Raw genomic sequence first — 20,928 nt, forward strand, 5'->3', positions numbered from 1 at the left:
AGCATGAAATTCAAGATTATATATACAGGAAAAGAGTCATTCTTTCAATATTTAAAAGTAAACGGAAAGAAAACATTACCATTATCGGCTTATATAGAAATGATAAGAGTAGCAGGGAGTAAAGTAAATAATGGAGAAATTAATGTAATACGAAACTTTAAATGGAATCAGCCTATTGTAATAGAAAATGAACCGCTAGTACTTCATATAGAATTTAAGGAACAAAAAGAAGGATTCTCTTTTGAGTTCTATCAGGAGAATGATGTTTTAAATAAAATAATATATGCGCAAGGGGATTTATTAAATGCATTTAAAAATACACCTGAAAAGATTGAATTAGAGAATTTAATAAGCGAAGATACAGAGTTAAACAAAGAAGAATTCTATAAGCAGTTAGCAAAGAATTCATTAGAATATACAACTGAATTACAGAGTATCCATTCCTTATTTCAAATGCAAAATCAGGTATGGTCTAGGGTTATTCCTAAAGAGGAAGAAGAGCAATATGTGTTGCCATTAAATATATTAGAAAGTGCTTTCCAGACTTTAAATGGACAAAAAGATAATACTTCGACAATAGAAAGTATTGAAGCAATGCATATATATGGCGATATTAAGAATACGCATTGGTGCCAAGTAATTAAAGAAGAAGACAAAGAAGATTTTTATACCGTTAATTTACTTAGTGCTGAGGGTGAAATACTTTTTGTATTTGAAGGAGTGAAATTACTCTTGGACGATAGTGTTTTAGAATTACAATATTTTGAAGAAAAATGGGAAGAGATTAAAGAAATAAATCAAGAAAAAAATCCTTTTCAGGAAAAGAAAATTTTATGTCTGGGAGATAATAATGATTTGATTTTTGACTTTAAAAAGGCATTAACAAAACAAGATGCAGAAGTAGTTTATACTTCATCTATTGATGATATCGATGAATCTTTTGATCACGTATTTATATTCCCAAACCGTTCTTTTGTGTCTAACGATAGCGAAAATGGATCTTATGGAAAAGAAGAAGAATTTGTTTTTATATGTTTAAAAAAGCTATTAGAATTTAAAAATAATAATTTTCAGATTCACATTATTGTAAACCAAACACAACAGGTTTTCTCTACAGATACGGTTCAGGAAAAAGGAGCTGGAATCTTTGGTTTAGTTGGGACAGTAGCTGCAGAAATGCCTACTTGGAATTTTAGAGTAGTTGATATCAATGAAAATGAACCCATAGATTTTGAAAAACTAGCGATTAAAATAGTACAAACTAGCGAAACGTTAGTGGCTTATAGAAACGGAAATTTCTATAAAAAACTATTAAGTGCCTTAGCTACATTACCTGCAGTATCTTATTCTCATAGAATTAGAAAAAATGGAATTTATGTAATTCTTGGCGGAGCTGGCGGTTTAGGTAAAATCACTACAGAATACCTGATTAATAAATATAATGCCAAAGTATATTGGTTAGGAAGAAGACCGTCAGACAAAATAGTAGAAGCTAGTATAGAAGAGTTTTCAGGATACGAAAGAAAGCCTGTTTATATACAATGCGATGCAAATAAACTAGAAGATATAAGAGCGGCTTTTAAGCAAATAAAATCTGGTGGAGAAGCTATAAATGGGGTTATTCATTCAGCTTTAGTGCTAGAAGATAAACCGTTTTATGCAATGAGTTTTTCTGATTTTAATAAAGCCTTTGCGCCAAAATCTATAGCAGTTCAAAATTTGGTTCAGGTATGCAAGAATGAGTTCTTGGATTTTATGTGTTTTTATTCCTCTATTCAAGGCTTTTTTAATGGTCCCGGACAAGCCAATTATGCAGCTGGTTGTACCTATAAAAATACTTTAGCAAAAGTAGTTGAGCAAAACTATAAGATCCCTACATATACAATTAATTGGGGATATTGGGGGAATATTGGTGTGGCTTCAAACTCCAAATATGCAGACCGAATGGATCAAATGGGGGTAGGTAGCATCGAAGCAAAAGAAGGAATGATCGCCTTAGAGAAAATTCTTGAAGGCGAACTAAAAGAAATATATGCCGTTAAGTTTTCTAAAAAACCAATTGCAAAAAGCTTAACCTCTAGAATGAAAAAGGGCTCTTTGGTAAAAAAAATCACCGAAGAGAAAACCTTAATGAACCAATTTGAGTTAGAGACCGCAGATAACGAAGAACATCAGAATATTGTATTAGATAAAGTACAAAAAATAGCAGCGTCTTTAATCAAGCTTCCTCAGGGAGAGTTTGATCTCGATGAACCATTCTCTGCAATGGGATATGATTCTATTTTGAGTAGCCAACTTAGCGAGTACATAAATAGAGAACTAGATATCGATATCCAACCAACGGATTTATTTAATTATCCTAGTATTCGATCTTTAGTACAATATATTGTCGAAAATAAGGAGGGTTGGAAACGTAAGATTATAAAAGATAATAATGTAAATACACCTATCCTTAAAGACGAAGCGCCTATAAAAAATTCAGCGCAAGAAGCGCAAGAAGCACAGAAAAACTCAGACGATATAGCCATTGTTGGTATGAGTGGGGCTTATGCAGGAACATCAAATCTAGAGGAATATTGGGAAGCTCTAAAAGGAGGAGAAAACCTGATAAGAGAAACTCCAATAGAAAGATGGGATAGCACACTTCATTACAGCCCCATTAAAAGCGAAGAAGATAAAACCTATAGTAAATGGAGTGGTTTTATGGATAATATAGACAAGTTTGATGCAGGATTTTTTAAAATATCGGGCATAGAAGCTGAAAATATGGATCCACAACAACGCTTGTTTTTAGAACATTGTTGGCACGCATTAGAAGATGCAAATTTAACCCAAGACCATTTAGATGGTAAGCAAGTAGGAGTTTATGCGGGAGTAGGAAATAGCGATTATATTCAGAATCCAAAAAACAAACATGTGTCTGTTTTTTGGGGTATGGATAATTCAATTCTTGCAGCTAGAATTTCGTATTATCTAAACTTAAGAGGGCCTGCCTTAGCAATAGATTCTGCGTGTTCATCATCATTAGTAGCATTAGAGGCAGCTTGCAGAAACCTACAAACGGGCAATATCGATATGGGAATTTGTGGAGGAGTAAGTCTCGCCGCCACACCATTATTTCATAAAATGGCAAGTAAAGCTTCTATGTTAAGTGAGAACGGGCAGTGTTTTACATTCGATCATAGAGCAAACGGATTTGTACCGGGAGAAGGTGTAGGCGTAGTGGTAGTTAAACGATTAAACGATGCACTAAGAGATGGAGATATTATTCATGCAGTGATAAAGGGAATCTTAACGAATCAAGATGGAGCAACCAATGGAATTTTAGCACCAAGTGCACCATCACAAGAAGCTTTAGAGAAACAAGTGTATGAAACTTTTAGTATAAATCCAGAAACGATAAGTTATGTAGAAGCACATGGAACAGGAACTAAATTAGGAGATCCTATAGAGGTTGAGGCACTTACAAAAGCTTTTAGATCTAAAACACAAAAAAAGAATTACTGTGGTATTGGGAGTGTAAAAACCAATATTGGGCATACACTACATGCAGCAGGATTAGCAGGATTGCAAAAAGTGATTTTGTCAATGCAACACAAACAAATTCCGTCTTCTTTGAATTATCAAAAGAATAATGAATTTATCGATTTTGATAACAGCCCTTTTTATGTAAATACAACCCTTAAATCTTGGGATGATTATACAGGAGGAAAAAGAAGAGCGGCTATTAGCAGTTTTGGATTTAGTGGTACTAATGCGCATGCTATTATTGAAGAATATATTCCTGCTGCTTCAGAAAAAGAAGTAGAAAAGAATGATAAAGTAATCTTAGCAATATCTGCAAAAGACAAAAATAGTCTCGAGAGATATTGTGAAAAAGTAGTATTGTTTGTTCAGCACAACCCAAATGTTTCTTTAAACTCTTTAGCATATACATTTCAGGTTGGTCGTACAGCAATGGAAGAACGCTTTGCCTGTGTTGTACAGAATAATGATGAATTAATATTGAAGCTGAAAAACTTCTTAAATCCCGAGAGTGAGAAATCCAGAACCTTAAATTATTATACAAATAATATAAGAGTTCAGGAGAATACTACAATGAAAGGTGTTTCTGGAAAAGCATTTATAGAAAGTGCTATTAAGAACACAGAGTTAGAAACTGTAGCTGAATTGTGGACACAAGGAGTAAGAATTGATTGGGAGTTATTGTACAACCAAAAAGTAAAGAAAATTAAAATACCATCATATCCATTTGAGAGAGATCGATATTGGATTGAAGAAATAGAAATACAGACAGAAAAAGCGTCAAAAATACATCCGTTAATTCATCAAAATATCTCCACAATTAAGGAGCAGAAATTTGAAAGTAATTTTAGTGGAGAGGAGTATTTTATAAAAGATCATATAGTAAATGGTTCTGGTTTATTTCCCGGAGCGGCATATATAGAAATGGCGCTAGAAGCTGGAAAAATCAGTGCGAATGCTATGATTAATGAGTTATATGATATTACATGGCAAGAACCTTTAAGAAATAAAGAAAAAGGAATTGAGCTTAAAACAGTGATTTCAGAAATTTCAAGTTCAGAATATCAGTATCAAATATTTTCAAATCATAACGAGAAAAAAATCATACATAGCTCAGGTAAATTGAGAAAACAATCAGTTAATAACACATCTTCAGAGCGATTAAATGTAGATGGAATAATAGCAGAGTTGCCTCAAATTAAAAGCAAAAAAGAAATATATGAGCACTTTAGTAATCTAGGATTTGATTACGGAAAAAACTTTCAAGGAATTGAAAATATTAAGTATTCTCAGGATAAAGCAGTTGTTGAATTAACATTCAATAAGCAGAATCAATTTGTTCTGGAACCGGGCATATTAGATAGCATATTTCAATGTACGATAGGACTTTCGTTAGAAGGAAAAACAAATACAGTTTATGTTCCGTATAGCATACAAAGACTTAATATCTATAAAGATTTACCTCTTAAAGCTTGGTGTTTAGTTGAGTTATTTGCAACTAAATCTAGTACATCTGGAATCCGAAAATACAATATGGTTTTAGTAAATAGTTTAGGAGAAACGATCTTAAAGTTAGATGAATTTACGCTCTTGCCATTAGAAAATATTCTTGCAGATAAAAATGAAAGTCAAGAAGATAAAAAAGAAGGAATCCAATATTTTAATAATGTATGGAAAAATGTTGCTCCGCAAATAAGTAAGCATAAAGAAAATAAGCAACTGGTTTATTTGGCAGGATTTGAAAGTGCAATAAATGAAAAAATAAAGAACAATATTCTAGATGTTAGGTTGCTAGAAGATAGTGAAGATCCTAAATATGGGTTTCAGGTTATCTTTAAGAAACTCAAACAAATTATAGAAGCAAAGGAAGAAGTACAGCTTACTATCGTTATAGAAAATAATAGCTATAATCAGTACGGGCATTTGGCAGCATTGCTTCAATCTGCTCAATTAGAATATTCTAAAGTATTAGGAAAAGTAATTGTTCTGGATAATGTAGTTACAAAAAGTATAGAAGAAATCCTTGAAATTGTAGCATCAGAAAGTAAACTAGAAGCTCTGGAGGTTAGATATATAAACGGACAAAGAGAAGAAAAACATCTTGAAGTTTTAACACCACAAAAACAAACTTCGGACGTGAAAATTAAAGAGGGAGGAGTTTATTGGATAACTGGAGGAATGGGTGGTTTAGGACAAATATTCTTGGAACATATTCTGAAAACTAAGGATACAAAAGTAATTCTTACAGGCAGAAGTAGTAGTAACGATGCTTACAATAAAATCGTAAACTCCTATCCTAATGTGATATATAATGCTTGTGATATTGCTGATAAAGAAGCTGTAGCATTACAATTTCAAAAAATAAAACAACAATTTGGCGCTATAGATGGAATCATGCATAGTGCAGGAATTATTAAAGATAGTTTGATAATTCACAAAAGCGCAGAAGAGGCAGAAGCAGTATTAAAACCTAAAATGGATGGCATATTATTTTTAGATGAGGTTACTAAAAATGAAAAGTTAGATTTTTTTGTGAGTTTTTCTGCCGTAGCAGCAGTAAAGGGAAATCACGGGCAAAGTGATTACGCTGCTGCGAATGCTTTTATGGACAATTTTATGACTCATAGAAGAACAAAATATGAGCAAAAAACAAGATTTGGTAAGAGCATAAGTATCAATTGGCCGCTATGGGAAAATGGAGGAATGAAAATGCCTGAGGAACAAAAAGAGTTTATAAAAAATCAGACAGGTATGTTGCCAATGCCTAATGAGGTAGGTACAAATAGTTTTGATTTTATATTATCTGGTGCACACAGTCAGATAATACCAGTATACGGTTTATTAGAAAGAATTAAAATACAAAAATCTAGTAATAAGGAGATTGTAGAGGAAGTTAAAGAGAAGAAAGCCAAAGAATACAATCAAGAAGAACTGAAAGTATTTATTACTTCTTATTTAATAGATCTTTTATCGGCAGAATTTAAGTTGCCAAAAGAGCGATTTGAAGCCCATAAATATTTTGAAGATTTTGGAATAGATTCCATTAGTATTACGAAGTTAACAAACACCTTTGATGTAGTTTTTAATGATATTCCGAGAACCTTGTTTTTTGAGTACCAATCACTTCAGGAGTTAATAGGTTATTTTCTAGAAAATCAGCAAGAAACAATACAAGAATTGTTACTAAAAAATGAAGACTCATTTTCTCATGAAGAAGATAAGGAAACATTTATTGGTGGAGATATTGAAGACAGAAATCAAGATTTAGACGAATCTATAATAGAGGATAGTCCAAAATATCAAGATGAATTTCCAGTAGCCAAAAGTGTAGATAATGAAGATAAAATAGCAATTATAGGTTTAGCAGGAAAATATCCTGGGGCAAATAATGTACAAGAATTTTGGGAAAACCTAAAACAAGGAAAAGATAGTATTACCGAAATACCTAGTGATCGATGGGATTTGACAAGTTTTTATGATGAAGAAAAAGGGAAATCAGGTAATAGTTATAGTAAATGGGGAGGTTTTATAGAAGACGTAAATAAGTTTGACCCTTTATTTTTTAATATATCTCCTCGTGAAGCTGAAATTATGGAACCTCAAGAACGATTGTTTTTACAAACGGCTTGGGAAACTATAGAAGATGCAGGTTATACAAGAGAACGATTAGGACAATCGACCCAAATAAATGAAATGACTGGTAATGTAGGCGTTTTTGTGGGAGTCATGTATGAAGAATATCAGCTATATGGTATAGAAGAACAGCAAAAAGGCAATCAGATTCATCTTGTGGGTAACCCGAGTAGTATAGCCAATAGAGTTTCGTATTTCTTTAATTTTCATGGGCCGAGTATGGCGCTAGATACGATGTGTTCATCCTCAATAACTGCAGTAGAGCTTGCATGCCAGAGTATTATGAATGGTGATTGCAAGGCAGCAATTGCTGGTGGAGTAAACGTAAGTATTCATCCTAATAAATATTTGCTATTAAGTAAAGCAGGATTTGCATCAAGCACAGGACGTTGCAAAAGTTTTGGAGAAGGAGGAGACGGATATGTACCATCTGAAGGAGTTGGAGCTGTCTTGCTAAAGAAATTATCTGATGCAGAACGCGATGGAGATCATATTTATGGTGTTATCAGAGGAGCTTCTTTAAATCATGGAGGGAAAACAAATGGATATACAGTACCGAATCCTAAGGCTCAAACTTCGGTAATTAAAAGAGCTATGGAAAGAGCAAGCCTCAACGCAGGTGAAATCTCATATATCGAGGCTCATGGTACAGGAACAAGTTTGGGAGATCCGATAGAAGTTGCGAGTCTAAAAAAAGCATTTCAGGTAGAAGACGAAGATTATATATGCAAGATAGGCTCTGTAAAATCTAATATAGGACACTGTGAATCTGCAGCGGGAATATCCGGAATAACAAAAGTACTGTTGCAATTGAAGAATAAACAACTAGTACCATCTATTCATGCAGAGAAACAAAACCCAAATATTAATTTTAATAGTACTCCATTTAGAGTACAAAAAACATTAGAACCATGGGAAACTAACGGAAAATCAAGAATAGCAGGTATTAGCAGTTTTGGTGCAGGAGGTAGTAATGCTCATTTGATTATTGAAGAATATAACATGCAAGTGAAGCAACAAAAGTATGACCAGCCAATACCAATATGGGTTATGTCTGCAAAATCAGAAAAGCAACTCAAAGAATATGTAGAGAAGCTATTGTATTTTATAAAAAATCAAGAACAACTTTTGCCAGAAGAAGTTGCATATACATTACAGGTAGGAAGAGAAGCAATGTCTCACCGACTCGCTTTTTATGCTACGACTATAGAGGAAGCTACGGCTCAATTAAAAGCCTATTTAGATGAGGTTTCATTAGATTATTATTATGGGATTACAGCTCAAGACGCATTAATAAAGGAAGATGTATTAGATGCAGAAATTAAAAATTTATGGAAAAATAGAGAGGTGAGACTATTAGAATTATGGTCTTCGGGAAGAAATATAGAGTGGTCTGCATATTATAACAAAAAGCAATTACCACAAAAGATAAGCTTGCCTACATACCCTTTTGTGAAAAAATATTGTTGGTTCTCTAAAAAAGATAAAGCAAATGAAAATGCAGTAACATTAAATGGAGTGGCTGAGTTACACCCTATGCTTCATAAAAATGTATCTGATCTGGACGGAATTAAATTTCAAAGTGATTTCTCAGGAAACGAAACGTTCTTAAAAGATCATTTGGTCAATTCTGAAAAACTATTTCCAGGAGTTGCCTATATAGAATTGGCTAGAAAAGCTTTAGAAGAAGTAACACATCAAGAAGTATTACAACTCAAAGATATTATTTGGTTGAAACCGCTAAAAGTTGATAACAAAATTAAAAAAGTTAGCACCCTTGTAACAAAAGATAAAAACGAGATTGTAGTACAAATATCGAGTAAAGAAGAAGGGAAAAGTATAACACATGCGGAGATAAAATTAGGTAGAGAGGATTTAAAACAAGTTTCACGATATGATATTTCGGTTTTAAAAGAACGCATGCAAGGCGAAAAAGAAGGCGCAGCATGTTATGAAGCTTTTAAAACGGTAGGTTTAGAATATGGAGATAGTTTTCAAGGAATCAAAAAAATGTATTTCAATGAAGATGAATCATTAGTTAGTATTCATTTACCAGCGTGGGATGGAGTTATCTTAAATCCAGGTGTATTAGATGCAGCATTACAAGCAACCATAGGTGTAGATTTTAATAACAAACAAGGAGGTTTACAATTGCCATACAGTCTTCAGGCGGTAGATATCTACGCTACAGATTTGACGAAAGCTTCTTGGTGTTATGTACAAAAACATAAAGAAAAAAGCAGAATACACAGATATTCCATGCAAATACTGGATGAGGATGGGAATGTATTGATAGGCATGAGAGATTTTGTGTCGATACCATTAAGTCCAGAACCAAAAATAACGCAAGAAAATAAAGATACAGAGTCTATCGGGATTTATTATGAATCGATATGGGAGAAAACATCTTTTGAAAAATCAGCAACAGCTTCTCATAAAAAGAATGCTTTTATAGGAGCTAAAAATGAATATACACTAACATTAGAAAAAGAAATACAAGCCAATGGCGGAAGCATAAATTGGTATAAAGATGCAACGGATGTTCCTCAAGACATTAAATCTATTTATTTCCTGCAAGGAATATGGGATGCTGATGATAAAAGCGAAGTGCTTGAACAAATTGATAAAATAGAATTGAATGTTTTTAAGAACATAAAGGCATTACAAAAAAGAAGCGCAGATAAACTAGATATAGTATTTGTAACTAAACAAACACAAAAGGTAACCTCATCTGATATTGTTACAGAAAAAGGATCAGGTATTCTAGGACTAGTTGGCTCTTTGGTAAAAGAAGAAATGAATTGGGGTTTTAAAAGTGTAGATGTTTCGCATCCTAATGATATGAAACGTATTCTTGATACGCCTTATTCTAAAATGGGAGAATCCTTAGCAATTAGAAATCTCGATTTATATCAAAATATCCTCATACCAGTAGAAGATAAAATAGAAAAACAATATTCTAAAATTAAAAAAGGTGGAGTATATGTGATTTTAGGAGGAGCTGGTGGTTTAGGAAAAGTAACCACTTCTTATTTAGTAAAAGAGTACCAAGCCAAAGTATATTGGTTAGGAAGAAGAGAGCAAGACGATACTATTACTGAGGCAATTGAAGAAATAGCACAGCTTGGAGTATCTCCAACCTATATTCAATGCGATGCAGACAATAGGTTAAGTATGCAATCGGCGTATACACAAATCAAACTTACATCCGAAGAAATTAATGGAATTTTTCACTCGGCTATTGTGCTTAATGATAAGATAATTGCCAATATGAATGAAGAAGATTTTACAAAATCATTCTACCCAAAATCAATCGGAAGTCAATATTTGATAGAAGCCTTTAGTCAGGAAGAACTAGACTTTATTTGTTTTTATTCTTCAGCTCAAAGTTTCTTTAGAGCAGCGGGTCAATCTAATTACTCAGCAGGATGCACCTATAAAGATAGTTTGGCAAAACAAGTACAGCAAAAATCAGGAATCCCAACATACGTAATTCATTGGGGATATTGGGGAAATACAGGTATTGTTTCTTCTAAAGGCTACGAACAACGAATGCAACAAATGGGCATAGGAAGTATTAATGAAGAGGAAGGAATGCAATCGTTAGAAAAAGTTTTTGCACAAAAAAATGGTCAACTTTTCGTAATGAAATTTTTGAATGATGCTGTAATTAAGAGAATGAACATTTTTCAATTAAAAAAGAGAAAAGTTCAACCTCCTAAAGAAGCAACAATAGAACTTAAAAGGATAAAATTAACTTCTCCAAAACAAATCTTAAATTAAAATGACTACCATAAAAAATAATGCCATAGAAATGCAAAGAATATGTCATAACTCTTTACTCAGTATTTTGACAAGTATGGGTTTTAGAAGTGGCATAGCTAATGAAATAGATCAGTTAAAGACAGAATTAAAAGTAGTTGACAAACATACCCGTTTGCTAGAAGAATGTATTCGTAGTTTAAAAAGCTACGATTATCTTCATGAAAACGAAGGAGTATTAACCCTTACTGCAATAGCTCAGGAGGAATTGAGAGATTTTGACAGACAAGTAACGTTGCAAAATATCTTTACAGACATGCCAGAAATGGCAGGTCATGCTACATTACTACAAGTATGTTTAGATGGGCTGCAATCTATATTTCAGGGAAAAGTAAATGCTACAGATGTAATGTTCCCAGATGGAAGTATGGAGTTGGTTTCTGAAGTTTATAAAGGCAATGAACAAGCAGATTATTTCAATGATATATTATGCCAGGTAGTAGAAAATATTGTAGCAGATAATATCGAAAACTTAGGCGAAGGAGAAAAGTTTACCATTCTGGAAGTTGGCGCAGGTACAGGAGGAACAAGTAACCTATTGTTTCAGGTATTAAGTACTTACAAAAACAAGATAAGTTATGTATATACAGATTTGTCTAAAAGTTTTCTGTTTCATGCAGAGAAGCATTTCAAGGCAATTGCACCTTATTTAGAAACGAAACTTTTTAATATCGAAAAGTCACCAGAAAATCAGGAACTACCCCTGGGAAGTTTTGATATGGTAATTGGAGCCAATGTAGTACATGCAACAAAAAACATTAGAAAAAGTCTTCAAAATATAAAAGGAGTACTTAAGAGAAACGGTGTCTTAGTTTTAAACGAAATAGCACAAAACGATATATATGCTACCCTCACATTTGGATTACTCGATGGCTGGTGGTTATATGAAGATGCAGAAGTTAGGCTAGAAGGAAGCCCGGGTTTATCTACAAAAGGATGGCAAAAAGTATTAACAGATACAGGATTTGTTAATACAATGAGCTACCCAGAAGACGAAGAATTGTTTCAGCAAATTATAATATCTCAAAGTGATGGAGAAATTATTTTGGCTGCCGAAGATGCTAAAGCTGAGCCAAGTTTAAGAGAAACTAAATCTGATAAAACAGAAATAGTTTCTAAACAAGCTGTGGGAACATCACAAGTTGTAGACATTAAGGAAGTAGAAAATTTTATAAAAAATAAATTAGCCTTAGTGCTAAAAATGGAGGTTTCGGAGTTTGACGAGATCACACCAATGTCTGATTATGGAGTAGATTCAATTATAGGTTTAGAATTAATAAAGGAAATAAATGAGACGCTAACAAATGCGATCCCAACTACGATATTATTTGATTATCCTACCATAAAAGAATTTTCTAAATACTTAGCAGAAGAACATAGTTCGGCTTTTACAATACAGCCAACAGCATCAGAAAGCGAAATCAAAGCAGAAAATAAGAGAGACAATAAGACAGAAAATGAAGTTCTGAGTCAAAAAATAGAAATAGAAAAAAGAGAAGAAGCATCATTTTTAGTAAGCAAAGAAAAAGGTAAAGCACAACGATTATGGCTGGAAAAACCTGCCACGATTGATGATATTAAAATTGTAAATTTTGATTTACCCGCAATACAACAAGATGAGGTTCTGGTTGAGATTTCTCATTTCTCGCTCAATTTTGGAGATTTACTTTGCGTAAAAGGATTATATCCTACAATGCCACCTTATCCTTTTTCTCCAGGTTTTGAGGCTTCGGGAACTATTATAGCAACAGGAAATAAAGTAACCAATTTTAGTATTGGAGACAGAGTAATAGTAATGACAGATGGTAGCTACGGCTTGCATAGTACACATTGTGTGGCTAACGAATTACAGTTGTTACCTATACCCGAAAATCAATCTTTTGAAGAAGCTTGTGCAATTCCTACAGTAGCTATGACAATGGTGGAAGCATTTAGGAGAGTGCATGTTAAAAAAGGAGATTATATTTTAGTTCAAACTGCCACAGGTGGTATTGGGCATATTGCGATACAGCTAGCCAAGCATTTAGAATTAAAAGTTATTGCTACAGCAGGAAGTACCCTTAAAGTAGATTATTTAAGAGAAATTGGCGTTGAACATGCGATTAACTATAGAGAACAAGATTTTGAAGAAGAAGTAAATAGCATAACAAATGGGCAAGGAGTTACAGTTGTTGTAAATACCCTTTCGGGCGAAAACATTCAGAAAGGAATCAACTGTTTAGGAAAAAGAGGGCAATATATCGAGTTGTCAATGACGGCTTTAAAATCGGCAAATCATATTGATCTGAGCAAATTTTCAAACAATCAAACCTTTATAGCTGTTGATTTAAGAAAACTTATCGGCGAAGACCGAGAATATATCGAAGGTTTATGGGCAGAATGTAAACAGTATATAGAAAAGGGAGTTTTAAAATCGGTAATCAGTACAGAAGTTCCTTTTGAAGATTATAAAAAAGCCTATAAAATACTGGAGGATAGAGATAATATAGGGAAAGTAATTGTTAGAGCTAATTCGGCAAGAACAGCACAGATAGAAATTCCATCAAGAAGTTCTAAAGAAATTAAACAATCCAATCAAAAAACTAAAGCATTAGACATTGCTATAGTTGGTATGAGTGGGCAATATGGTAGTGCAAAGGATTTAAATGATTTTTGGACAAAAATAAAAGATGGAGAAAGTCTTATAGAAGAAGTGCCAAATGATAGATGGAATATCGACGAACACTTCTCTGCAGATCAAGAAGTAGCTAATAAAACGTATAGCAAGTGGGGAAGTTTTTTAAGAGACATAGATAAATTTGATCCCTTATTTTTTAGAATATCAGGCAAAGAAGCCGAGGGAATGGATCCGCAACAACGTTTGTTTTTAGAACATTGCTGGAAAGCTTTTGAAGATGCCGCTATTGTAACCGATAAGCTAAATGGGGCAAAATGCGGAATATATGTTGGCGCAGGACAAGGAGATTATGTGCAAACGACTAATCTGGAGAATGCAGCAATTTATTGGGGAAACAGCAGCGCAATCCTAGCTTCAAGAATATCATATTTTCTTAACCTAAAAGGACCAGCAATCGCTATAGATACAGCATGTTCATCATCTTTGGTCGCAATCGAGATGGCGTGTAAAAGTTTGTATCATAAAGAAGTTGATATAGCATTAAGCGGTGGAGTATTTATTAATACAACACCTAGATTTTACAAATTGTCAAGCAAGGCAGGTATGCTAAGTAAAGACGGTCAATGTTATGCCTTTGATCATCGTGCTAACGGATTTGTACCGGGAGAAGGAGTAGGCGTTTTGGTACTCAAAAGGTTAGAAGACGCAAAAAGAGATGGCGATTATATACATGGTATTATCAAAGGAGTAGAAACCAATCAGGACGGAACTACTAATGGGATTTTGGCACCAAGTATGAAATCTCAGGAAGAATTAGAAAATGAAGTATATCAAAAATATGATATTCACCCGGATAGCATAACTTATGTAGAGGCACATGGTACAGGAACAGGTCTTGGTGATCCTATAGAATTTGAAGGATTAACACGTGCTTTTAGAAAGCAAACCAACAACACTAATTATTGCGGATTAGGAAGTGTAAAAACGAATATTGGGCATACCGTTTATGCAGCAGGAGTAGCAGGAGTACAGAAAGTAATATTGGCATTACAGAATAAAATAATACCTCCAACCTTAAATTATGAAGAGAAAAATAGTTTAATAAACTTAGAAAACAGTCCTTTTTATATAACAGATAAAATACAAGATTGGGCACATTCTGAAGCGACACCAAGGAGAGCGGCCGTAAGTAGTTTTGGATTTAGCGGAACAAATGCGCACCTAGTTGTAGAGGAGTATGAAAACAAGCATCAAAAAAATATTTCTAGTAAAGAGTTTGTTATACCAATATCGGCAAAAAGTGAGAAAGCACTAGAACGCCAAATAATAAACCTGATTGATTATCTGGAACAAAAACCTGCAATTTCTATTTCTGATGTAGCTTATACATGGCAAGTAGGACGTCAGCCCATGGAGTTTCGTAGCGTATTTATAACAGATTCTGTAGCAGATTTTTTAATTAAGCTAAAGAATAATAAAGGCTTAGTAAACTCCAATACAGCTTCTGCGAAAGAAAAAGAGCAATTCAAAACTTTTTTATCAAATGGAGCAGGAGAAGCCTATATAAAATATGCAACAGAACATAATGAATACCAGTCTTTAGCAAATTTATGGGCAATGGGAGTAAGTGTCGATTGGAATAAATTATATAGCAATAATCAAGAGAGACCTCAAAGAATAAGTTTGCCAACGTATGCTTTTGAAAAAGATAGATATTGGCTGAAAGCTAATACGATAATCGAATCGAATTCAGGAATACAAAAGCTACATCCGTTGCTACATCAAAGGATAAATGTTGATGGAGGAAATCAAAAATTCAGCAGTACGTATTTAGGAGAAGAACATTTTTTTAGAGATCATATTTTTAGGAATGAAAAAATATTGCCAGGAGTAGCCTATTTAGAGCTAGCCAAAACTGCTGGAGAAAAGAGTATAAATAAAAACATTACACAATTAAAAAATGTGTTATGGCTACAGCCAATATGGCATCGTGGTAAGACAGTACAAATTGAAACTGAAATTATAAAACAAGAAGAAAGCCTTCAGTATGTTATTTACAGTAATATAGAAACAGTAGGAGTTTCAGGTCAGGAAAAACAAATTCACGGGCAAGGAGAGTTAACCTCAGCCGAAACCTCAGCACCTATAAAACATGATATAGAGAAGATTAAAAAATCTCTTAGTAAGAATATTTCCAGAGATGCTTTTTATAAAAAATACCAAGAAATAGGATTAGAACTAGGAGCCTCTTTTCGAGGAGTACAACATTTGTGGTTTAGTTCTTCTGAGGCGATTTCTAAGATTGAACTTCCAAAAGGAGAAGGATATGTTCTCACTCCGGGAATAATGGATAGCGCTTTACAAACTTGTATAGGAATTAATCTGGAGAAAGAAGTAACAGGCTTGCTATTTCCTTTTAGCGTAGAGCAAATAGATATATACCAACCATTAGAAGAAAATATATGGTCGTATGTACGAAAAAGTAAGAATAACAAATCAGACGAAGTCATTAATTATGACGTAGATATTTGTAATGAGAATGGGGAAGTATTAATCGCATTTCAGAATGTATTATTTCTACCAGAAAGAAAAATAGCACCTCAAACAACGCTTACTGAAGATACACAACTTTATAAATCTGTTTGGAAAGAAACTCCGATAAGCAGTAAAAGAAATCTTGAGGTAAAACGTAAAATTATAATTTGCGAAGCAGTACCAGAAAAGGTACCACATTTTAATGAATTTCTGAATGCCGATATAGAGATGATTGAAGCTGCGTCTCCCGAAGTTTATTTCGAAAAGACAATAGCAATAATTAAGCAAGTAATAGCGAGTAAAGAAAATGTTGAAGTAATCCTTGTATACCCTGTTAGTAAGCAGTTAGAAATAGAGTTTTTGAGTGCTTTATTAAAAACAGCATCATTAGAAAACTCAAAAATCATAACAAAAATGATAGGAGTAGATATGGAGTTTACCAAATCGAATAGTGATGCCATTTATAAAATAGTTGGAAACGAACTGGAAACAACAGATCAGGAAATTAAATACGCCAAAGGAAACAGAAATTGCAAACAACTAGAATTAGTTACACTCTCAAATTCTAAAGAAAAAACAACTATTAAGAGAAATGGACGCTATGTGATTACTGGCGGAATGGGAAGCTTAGGGCGCATTTTTGCAACATATATTACAAGTAAAAAAGCTAAAGTCATTCTTTTAGGGCGTAAAAAACTAAATAAAAGTCAAACAGATTTTATAGAGAGTTTGCCTAATGCAGCATACATGATTTGTGATATAGCAAATAAGCAAAAAGTACAAAGTACAGTTTCTAAAATTAAAAAAGAGTATGGTAATATAAACGGAATCATTCACGCAGCCGGAATTACAAGAGATAGTTTAATTCAGGTAAAAACAGAGGAAGAAATAAAAAATGTTTTCACTCCAAAAACGGAAGGATTAAAAAACTTAGACGAAGTATGCCAAAATGAGCCGTTAGATTTTATGATGCTTTTCTCTTCTATTGTTAGCGAACTAGGTAATATAGGGCAGTCTGATTATACTGCCGCCAATGCGTATCTTAATAATTATGCTTTATATAGAGAAGAAGAACGATTACGAGGCAATAGAAAAGGTAAAACCTATAGTATTGGATGGGGATTTTGGCAAGACGGAGGGATGAGATTGCAAGAGGAGCAAATAGCATATCTGGATGCGCAATGGGGAATGAAACCAATGCCAACGGAATTAGGATTAGAGCTATTTGAAACCATTTTAGCTACAGCTTCACAAAACCTATTAGTGGCTTATGGAGATTCAAAAAAAATCAACAACATCATAACAAACCGATTTACCGAAAAGAAAAAGGTCGAGAATGTGGTAGAACAGAATGGAGAAAATATTAAAGAAAAGCTTCAGGATAAGTTACACCTATTAATTGCTGATTTATTAAAGTTAGATAAAGCTAAAATAGATAGAGACAAAGACTTAGCAGCGTATGGAGTAGATTCAATTTTACTGACAGAATTAAATTCGGAGTTGAATGCCTATTATGAAATTTCATTATTGCCATCCGTATTCTATAATAACACAACCATAGAAAGTTTAGCCGAGCATTTATTAGAAGAATATAATTCAGAAGTTCATAATAAACATCAAGAGGTTAAGGAAGAATTTTCAGAAAAAGATTCGGATAATAAAAACAATTTTTTCGATACAAAAAGTAATGAGCATAGTTTAAGTCAGCTCGATGTTAGCAAATTACAAAGTACCATCGAAGGATCTTCTTATTTGATACAATTTCATAAGATAGCGCCCGAAAAGACTAATATTTTTATCATACCAGGCGTACCAGGAATTGCCTATGGATATTATGAATTGGCAGAACAGTTCTCTACATACGGAAACTGTTATGGAATTACCATGCAAGGAATTTTTGATAACAAAAAACCATTAGACAGTATAGAGAAAATGGCTGCTCATAATGTAGCAGAGATTACTAAGATAACCCCACCAAATTCTGAGATACATCTTGTAACTCATAGTTTTGGCGGATTAATTAGTTATGAAATGGTAAAACAATTACAAGCATTAGATATAGAAGTTAAACAAATATTCATGCTAGATTGTTTTCCTAATACATTATCCAGCAACGAGATGGATAAAACGGTTTTGTTCCTGAATCTATTCCCGGAAATATTTGATAAAGTAGAAATAGAAACATTAAAGAGTAAAGTGCACAGTATTCTACAAGAAAAAAATACAGACAGAAAAGAATTACTATACAATTTCATCACAACAAATGGAGTGACTGTAAATCAGAATATGTTCGACAAACTATGGGATGTTTTTGATGTATCTATGAGTTGCAGTTACGAAATGGATATTCAGCATCAAGTTCCTATTACGCTGGCCAAAGTAAAAGATAAAGTAATTACAAATGAATTATACGATTTAGGCTGGAGTCAATATTTTGAACAGGTAGAAGTAATTAATGTAGAGGGGGATCACTTTTCTATAATACGAGAACCATATTGCTCTAAATGGGTTAAAGAAATAACATTTTATAAAGAAAAAACAGAACAAGTATCCTTAACCAGATAACATAAAATAACATAAAAAAAATACGCAACAATGATAGTATCTATTACAAAAATAAAAAGCACATCACTATTAAAATCAATGTCATTATTCTCTGTAGAAAGCCGATTAAAAAAACAGATGAAAGAAGTAAAGTGCATAAAATATAGAAGTTTAAAACTCTTTAGAATTGTTTATACAATGACATTATGGAGAGACCAAGAACATATGTTAGAATTTAGAAACAACGGAGAACATAGAAATGTTATGAAGGATATAGGCAAAATAGCAGTATACGGCGCCTATGTTTCTTATGAAACAGATAAAAGCCCTTCATGGAAATCTGCAATAAAGATGTTAAACGAAAAAGGAAAGAAAGTAAACTATTAATTGATTTATAAAATTACAGAATATGATGGAAACTGAAAAACAATTTTATCCGATTAGACTAATAAATATTAGTGAAATAAAGGATAATAAAATGATTGGTGTCAATAAAGAAAACGTAGAACTTGTAGTAGTTAATCATAACGATGAGATTAAGATATTTCAAGGATTATGTCCACACGAAAAAGAACTGCTAAGTTTCGGAGAAATTGATGAAGAGCTAAATATTGTATGTCCTGCACATCAATGGAAGTTCAATTGTATATCAGGAGAAAATAAATGTAATTCAAAAGGCGGTCTAAAAACGTTCTATTATGAAATAGTCAACGGGGATATTTTTATCGATAAAAATGAACTTTTAGAGCATAAAAGAGAAATGGAAAATGCTCCTGCACAAAGACAAGTGCGTATAAAAACATTAAAAGATTTGCCAGGCCCAAAAGCAATACCTGTTTTTGGAAATTCGCTAAGCTTTCTTTCTAAAATGACAAAAGTGCATTTACAATACGAAGAATGGGCAAAGAAATATGGATCTTTTTATAAGATTAATGTTAATGGAGAAGACGGAGTAGTAATTTCGGAAGTGTCTTATATCAAGGAAATTTTAAATCAGCGACCTTATAAATACAGACGATTCAAAAATATCAGACCAGTATTAGAAGAGATGGATGTTCATAACCTTTTCTCGACAGAAGGAGATGAGTGGAAAAGAAGCAGAAAATATGTAACCCAAGCATTATCAAATAAAGTACTCCGGTCTTTTTATCCATCGATAAAAGAAACTACAGAAGATCTTTATAATCACTGGGAGAGAACATTAGAAAAAACGTCAGAGATAGATGTACACAAAGACATTTTTAATTACTCATTTGATATCATATCTTATTTAGCATTTGGGCAGAAAATAGGAACTGTTGGAAATGAAGAAAATAAGATTCAGAACAATTACAAAAGAGTAATGAACATGATTCAATTTAGAATTGTAGTTCCTGTTCAATATTGGAAATTTTTTAAACTACCTAAAGATCATAAGTTAGATAATGATCTAAAAGAAATAAAACAAGGTATTTGGAAATATATAAATGAAGCAAAAGAAAGGATAAGATTAAATCCTGAATTAAAAGAAAACCCTACAAACTATATCGAGGCTTTATTACAAGCAACAGATGATCAGGGACTATACTTAACAGATGAAGAGATTTATCCGAGCATATTTGGTACGCTCGTAGCAGGAGAAGATACTACTGCAAATACTATATTATGGGTGCTTCATTATATTACAGATTACCCAGAAGTTCAGAAAAAAATGAGAGAAGAAATATCACTTGTTTTAGGAGACGAAAAGTTTTTACAAATAATGGATGATTCTAATCAGCTAGAATATGTAAATGCAGTTATTTATGAGGTGATGAGGTTAAAACCAGTAATTCCTGTTATAGCCTTAACTACAAATGAAGACTGTGTTATTGGAGAGTATGAAATACAAAAAGATACAGACGTGTTTTTATTATCTCACTACAGAGATCAGGAAAGTTGCCCATTTTTAAAAAGAGAAGCATTTGATCCGGAACGTTGGGTAGAAAGTAAGAGCATTACATTCCATACCAATCAAAGTAACCTTATTCCTTTTGGACTTGGAAAAAGAATATGTCCAGGAAAATCGTTGGCAATGGTAGAAATGAAAACCATTTTGTGTATGATTTTAAAAAATTATGAAATAAGCAAATCAGACAAAGAAAATAAGGTAGAAGATCACTTTAATACAACTCTGGGACCAAGTAAATTCAATATAAAAATAGAACGTATAAATGCGCCAGTTTTGGTAGTATAAATAAACCATTTGAATTATAAACTAGAGCCTTAAAATT

Annotated in this window: 4 protein-coding genes; all 4 read left to right on the forward strand. The window is 33.0% G+C overall.

Annotated elements, in window-relative coordinates:
- Positions 1 to 3: 3 nt before the first annotated feature.
- From IW20_RS19285 to IW20_RS19300, 4 genes are read left to right on the forward strand one after another with little or no spacing between them, the layout of a single operon-like run.
- On the forward strand, positions 4 to 10,941 hold the full coding sequence (locus IW20_RS19285; RefSeq protein ID WP_035626236.1) for an SDR family NAD(P)-dependent oxidoreductase: 10,938 nt from the start codon (positions 4 to 6) through the stop codon (positions 10,939 to 10,941).
- A gap of 1 nt (position 10,942) precedes the next feature.
- Positions 10,943 to 18,697, forward strand: coding sequence for an SDR family NAD(P)-dependent oxidoreductase (locus IW20_RS25565; protein WP_081912520.1), 7,755 nt, complete (start codon positions 10,943 to 10,945; stop codon positions 18,695 to 18,697).
- 30 nt (positions 18,698 to 18,727) lie between these two features.
- Positions 18,728 to 19,063: a hypothetical protein gene (locus IW20_RS19295; protein WP_123869419.1), complete on the forward strand. Its 336-nt coding sequence runs from the start codon at positions 18,728 to 18,730 to the stop codon at positions 19,061 to 19,063.
- A gap of 22 nt (positions 19,064 to 19,085) precedes the next feature.
- The gene (locus IW20_RS19300; protein ID WP_081912521.1) at positions 19,086 to 20,891 is read left to right on the forward strand and encodes a cytochrome P450; all 1,806 of its coding nucleotides are present in this window, start codon (positions 19,086 to 19,088) and stop codon (positions 20,889 to 20,891) included.
- The last annotated feature ends 37 nt before the right edge of the window (positions 20,892 to 20,928 follow it).

The sequence above is a fragment of the Flavobacterium hydatis genome, from assembly GCF_000737695.1.
Lineage (GTDB): Bacteria > Bacteroidota > Bacteroidia > Flavobacteriales > Flavobacteriaceae > Flavobacterium > Flavobacterium hydatis.

Coding starts and splice junctions, on each gene's coding strand:
- IW20_RS19300 (WP_081912521.1), top strand. CDS start 19,086: ATGATGGAAACTGAAAAACAATTTTATCCGATTAGACTAATAAATATT.
- IW20_RS19295 (WP_123869419.1), top strand. CDS start 18,728: ATGATAGTATCTATTACAAAAATAAAAAGCACATCACTATTAAAATCA.
- IW20_RS19285 (WP_035626236.1), top strand. CDS start 4: ATGAAATTCAAGATTATATATACAGGAAAAGAGTCATTCTTTCAATAT.
- IW20_RS25565 (WP_081912520.1), top strand. CDS start 10,943: ATGACTACCATAAAAAATAATGCCATAGAAATGCAAAGAATATGTCAT.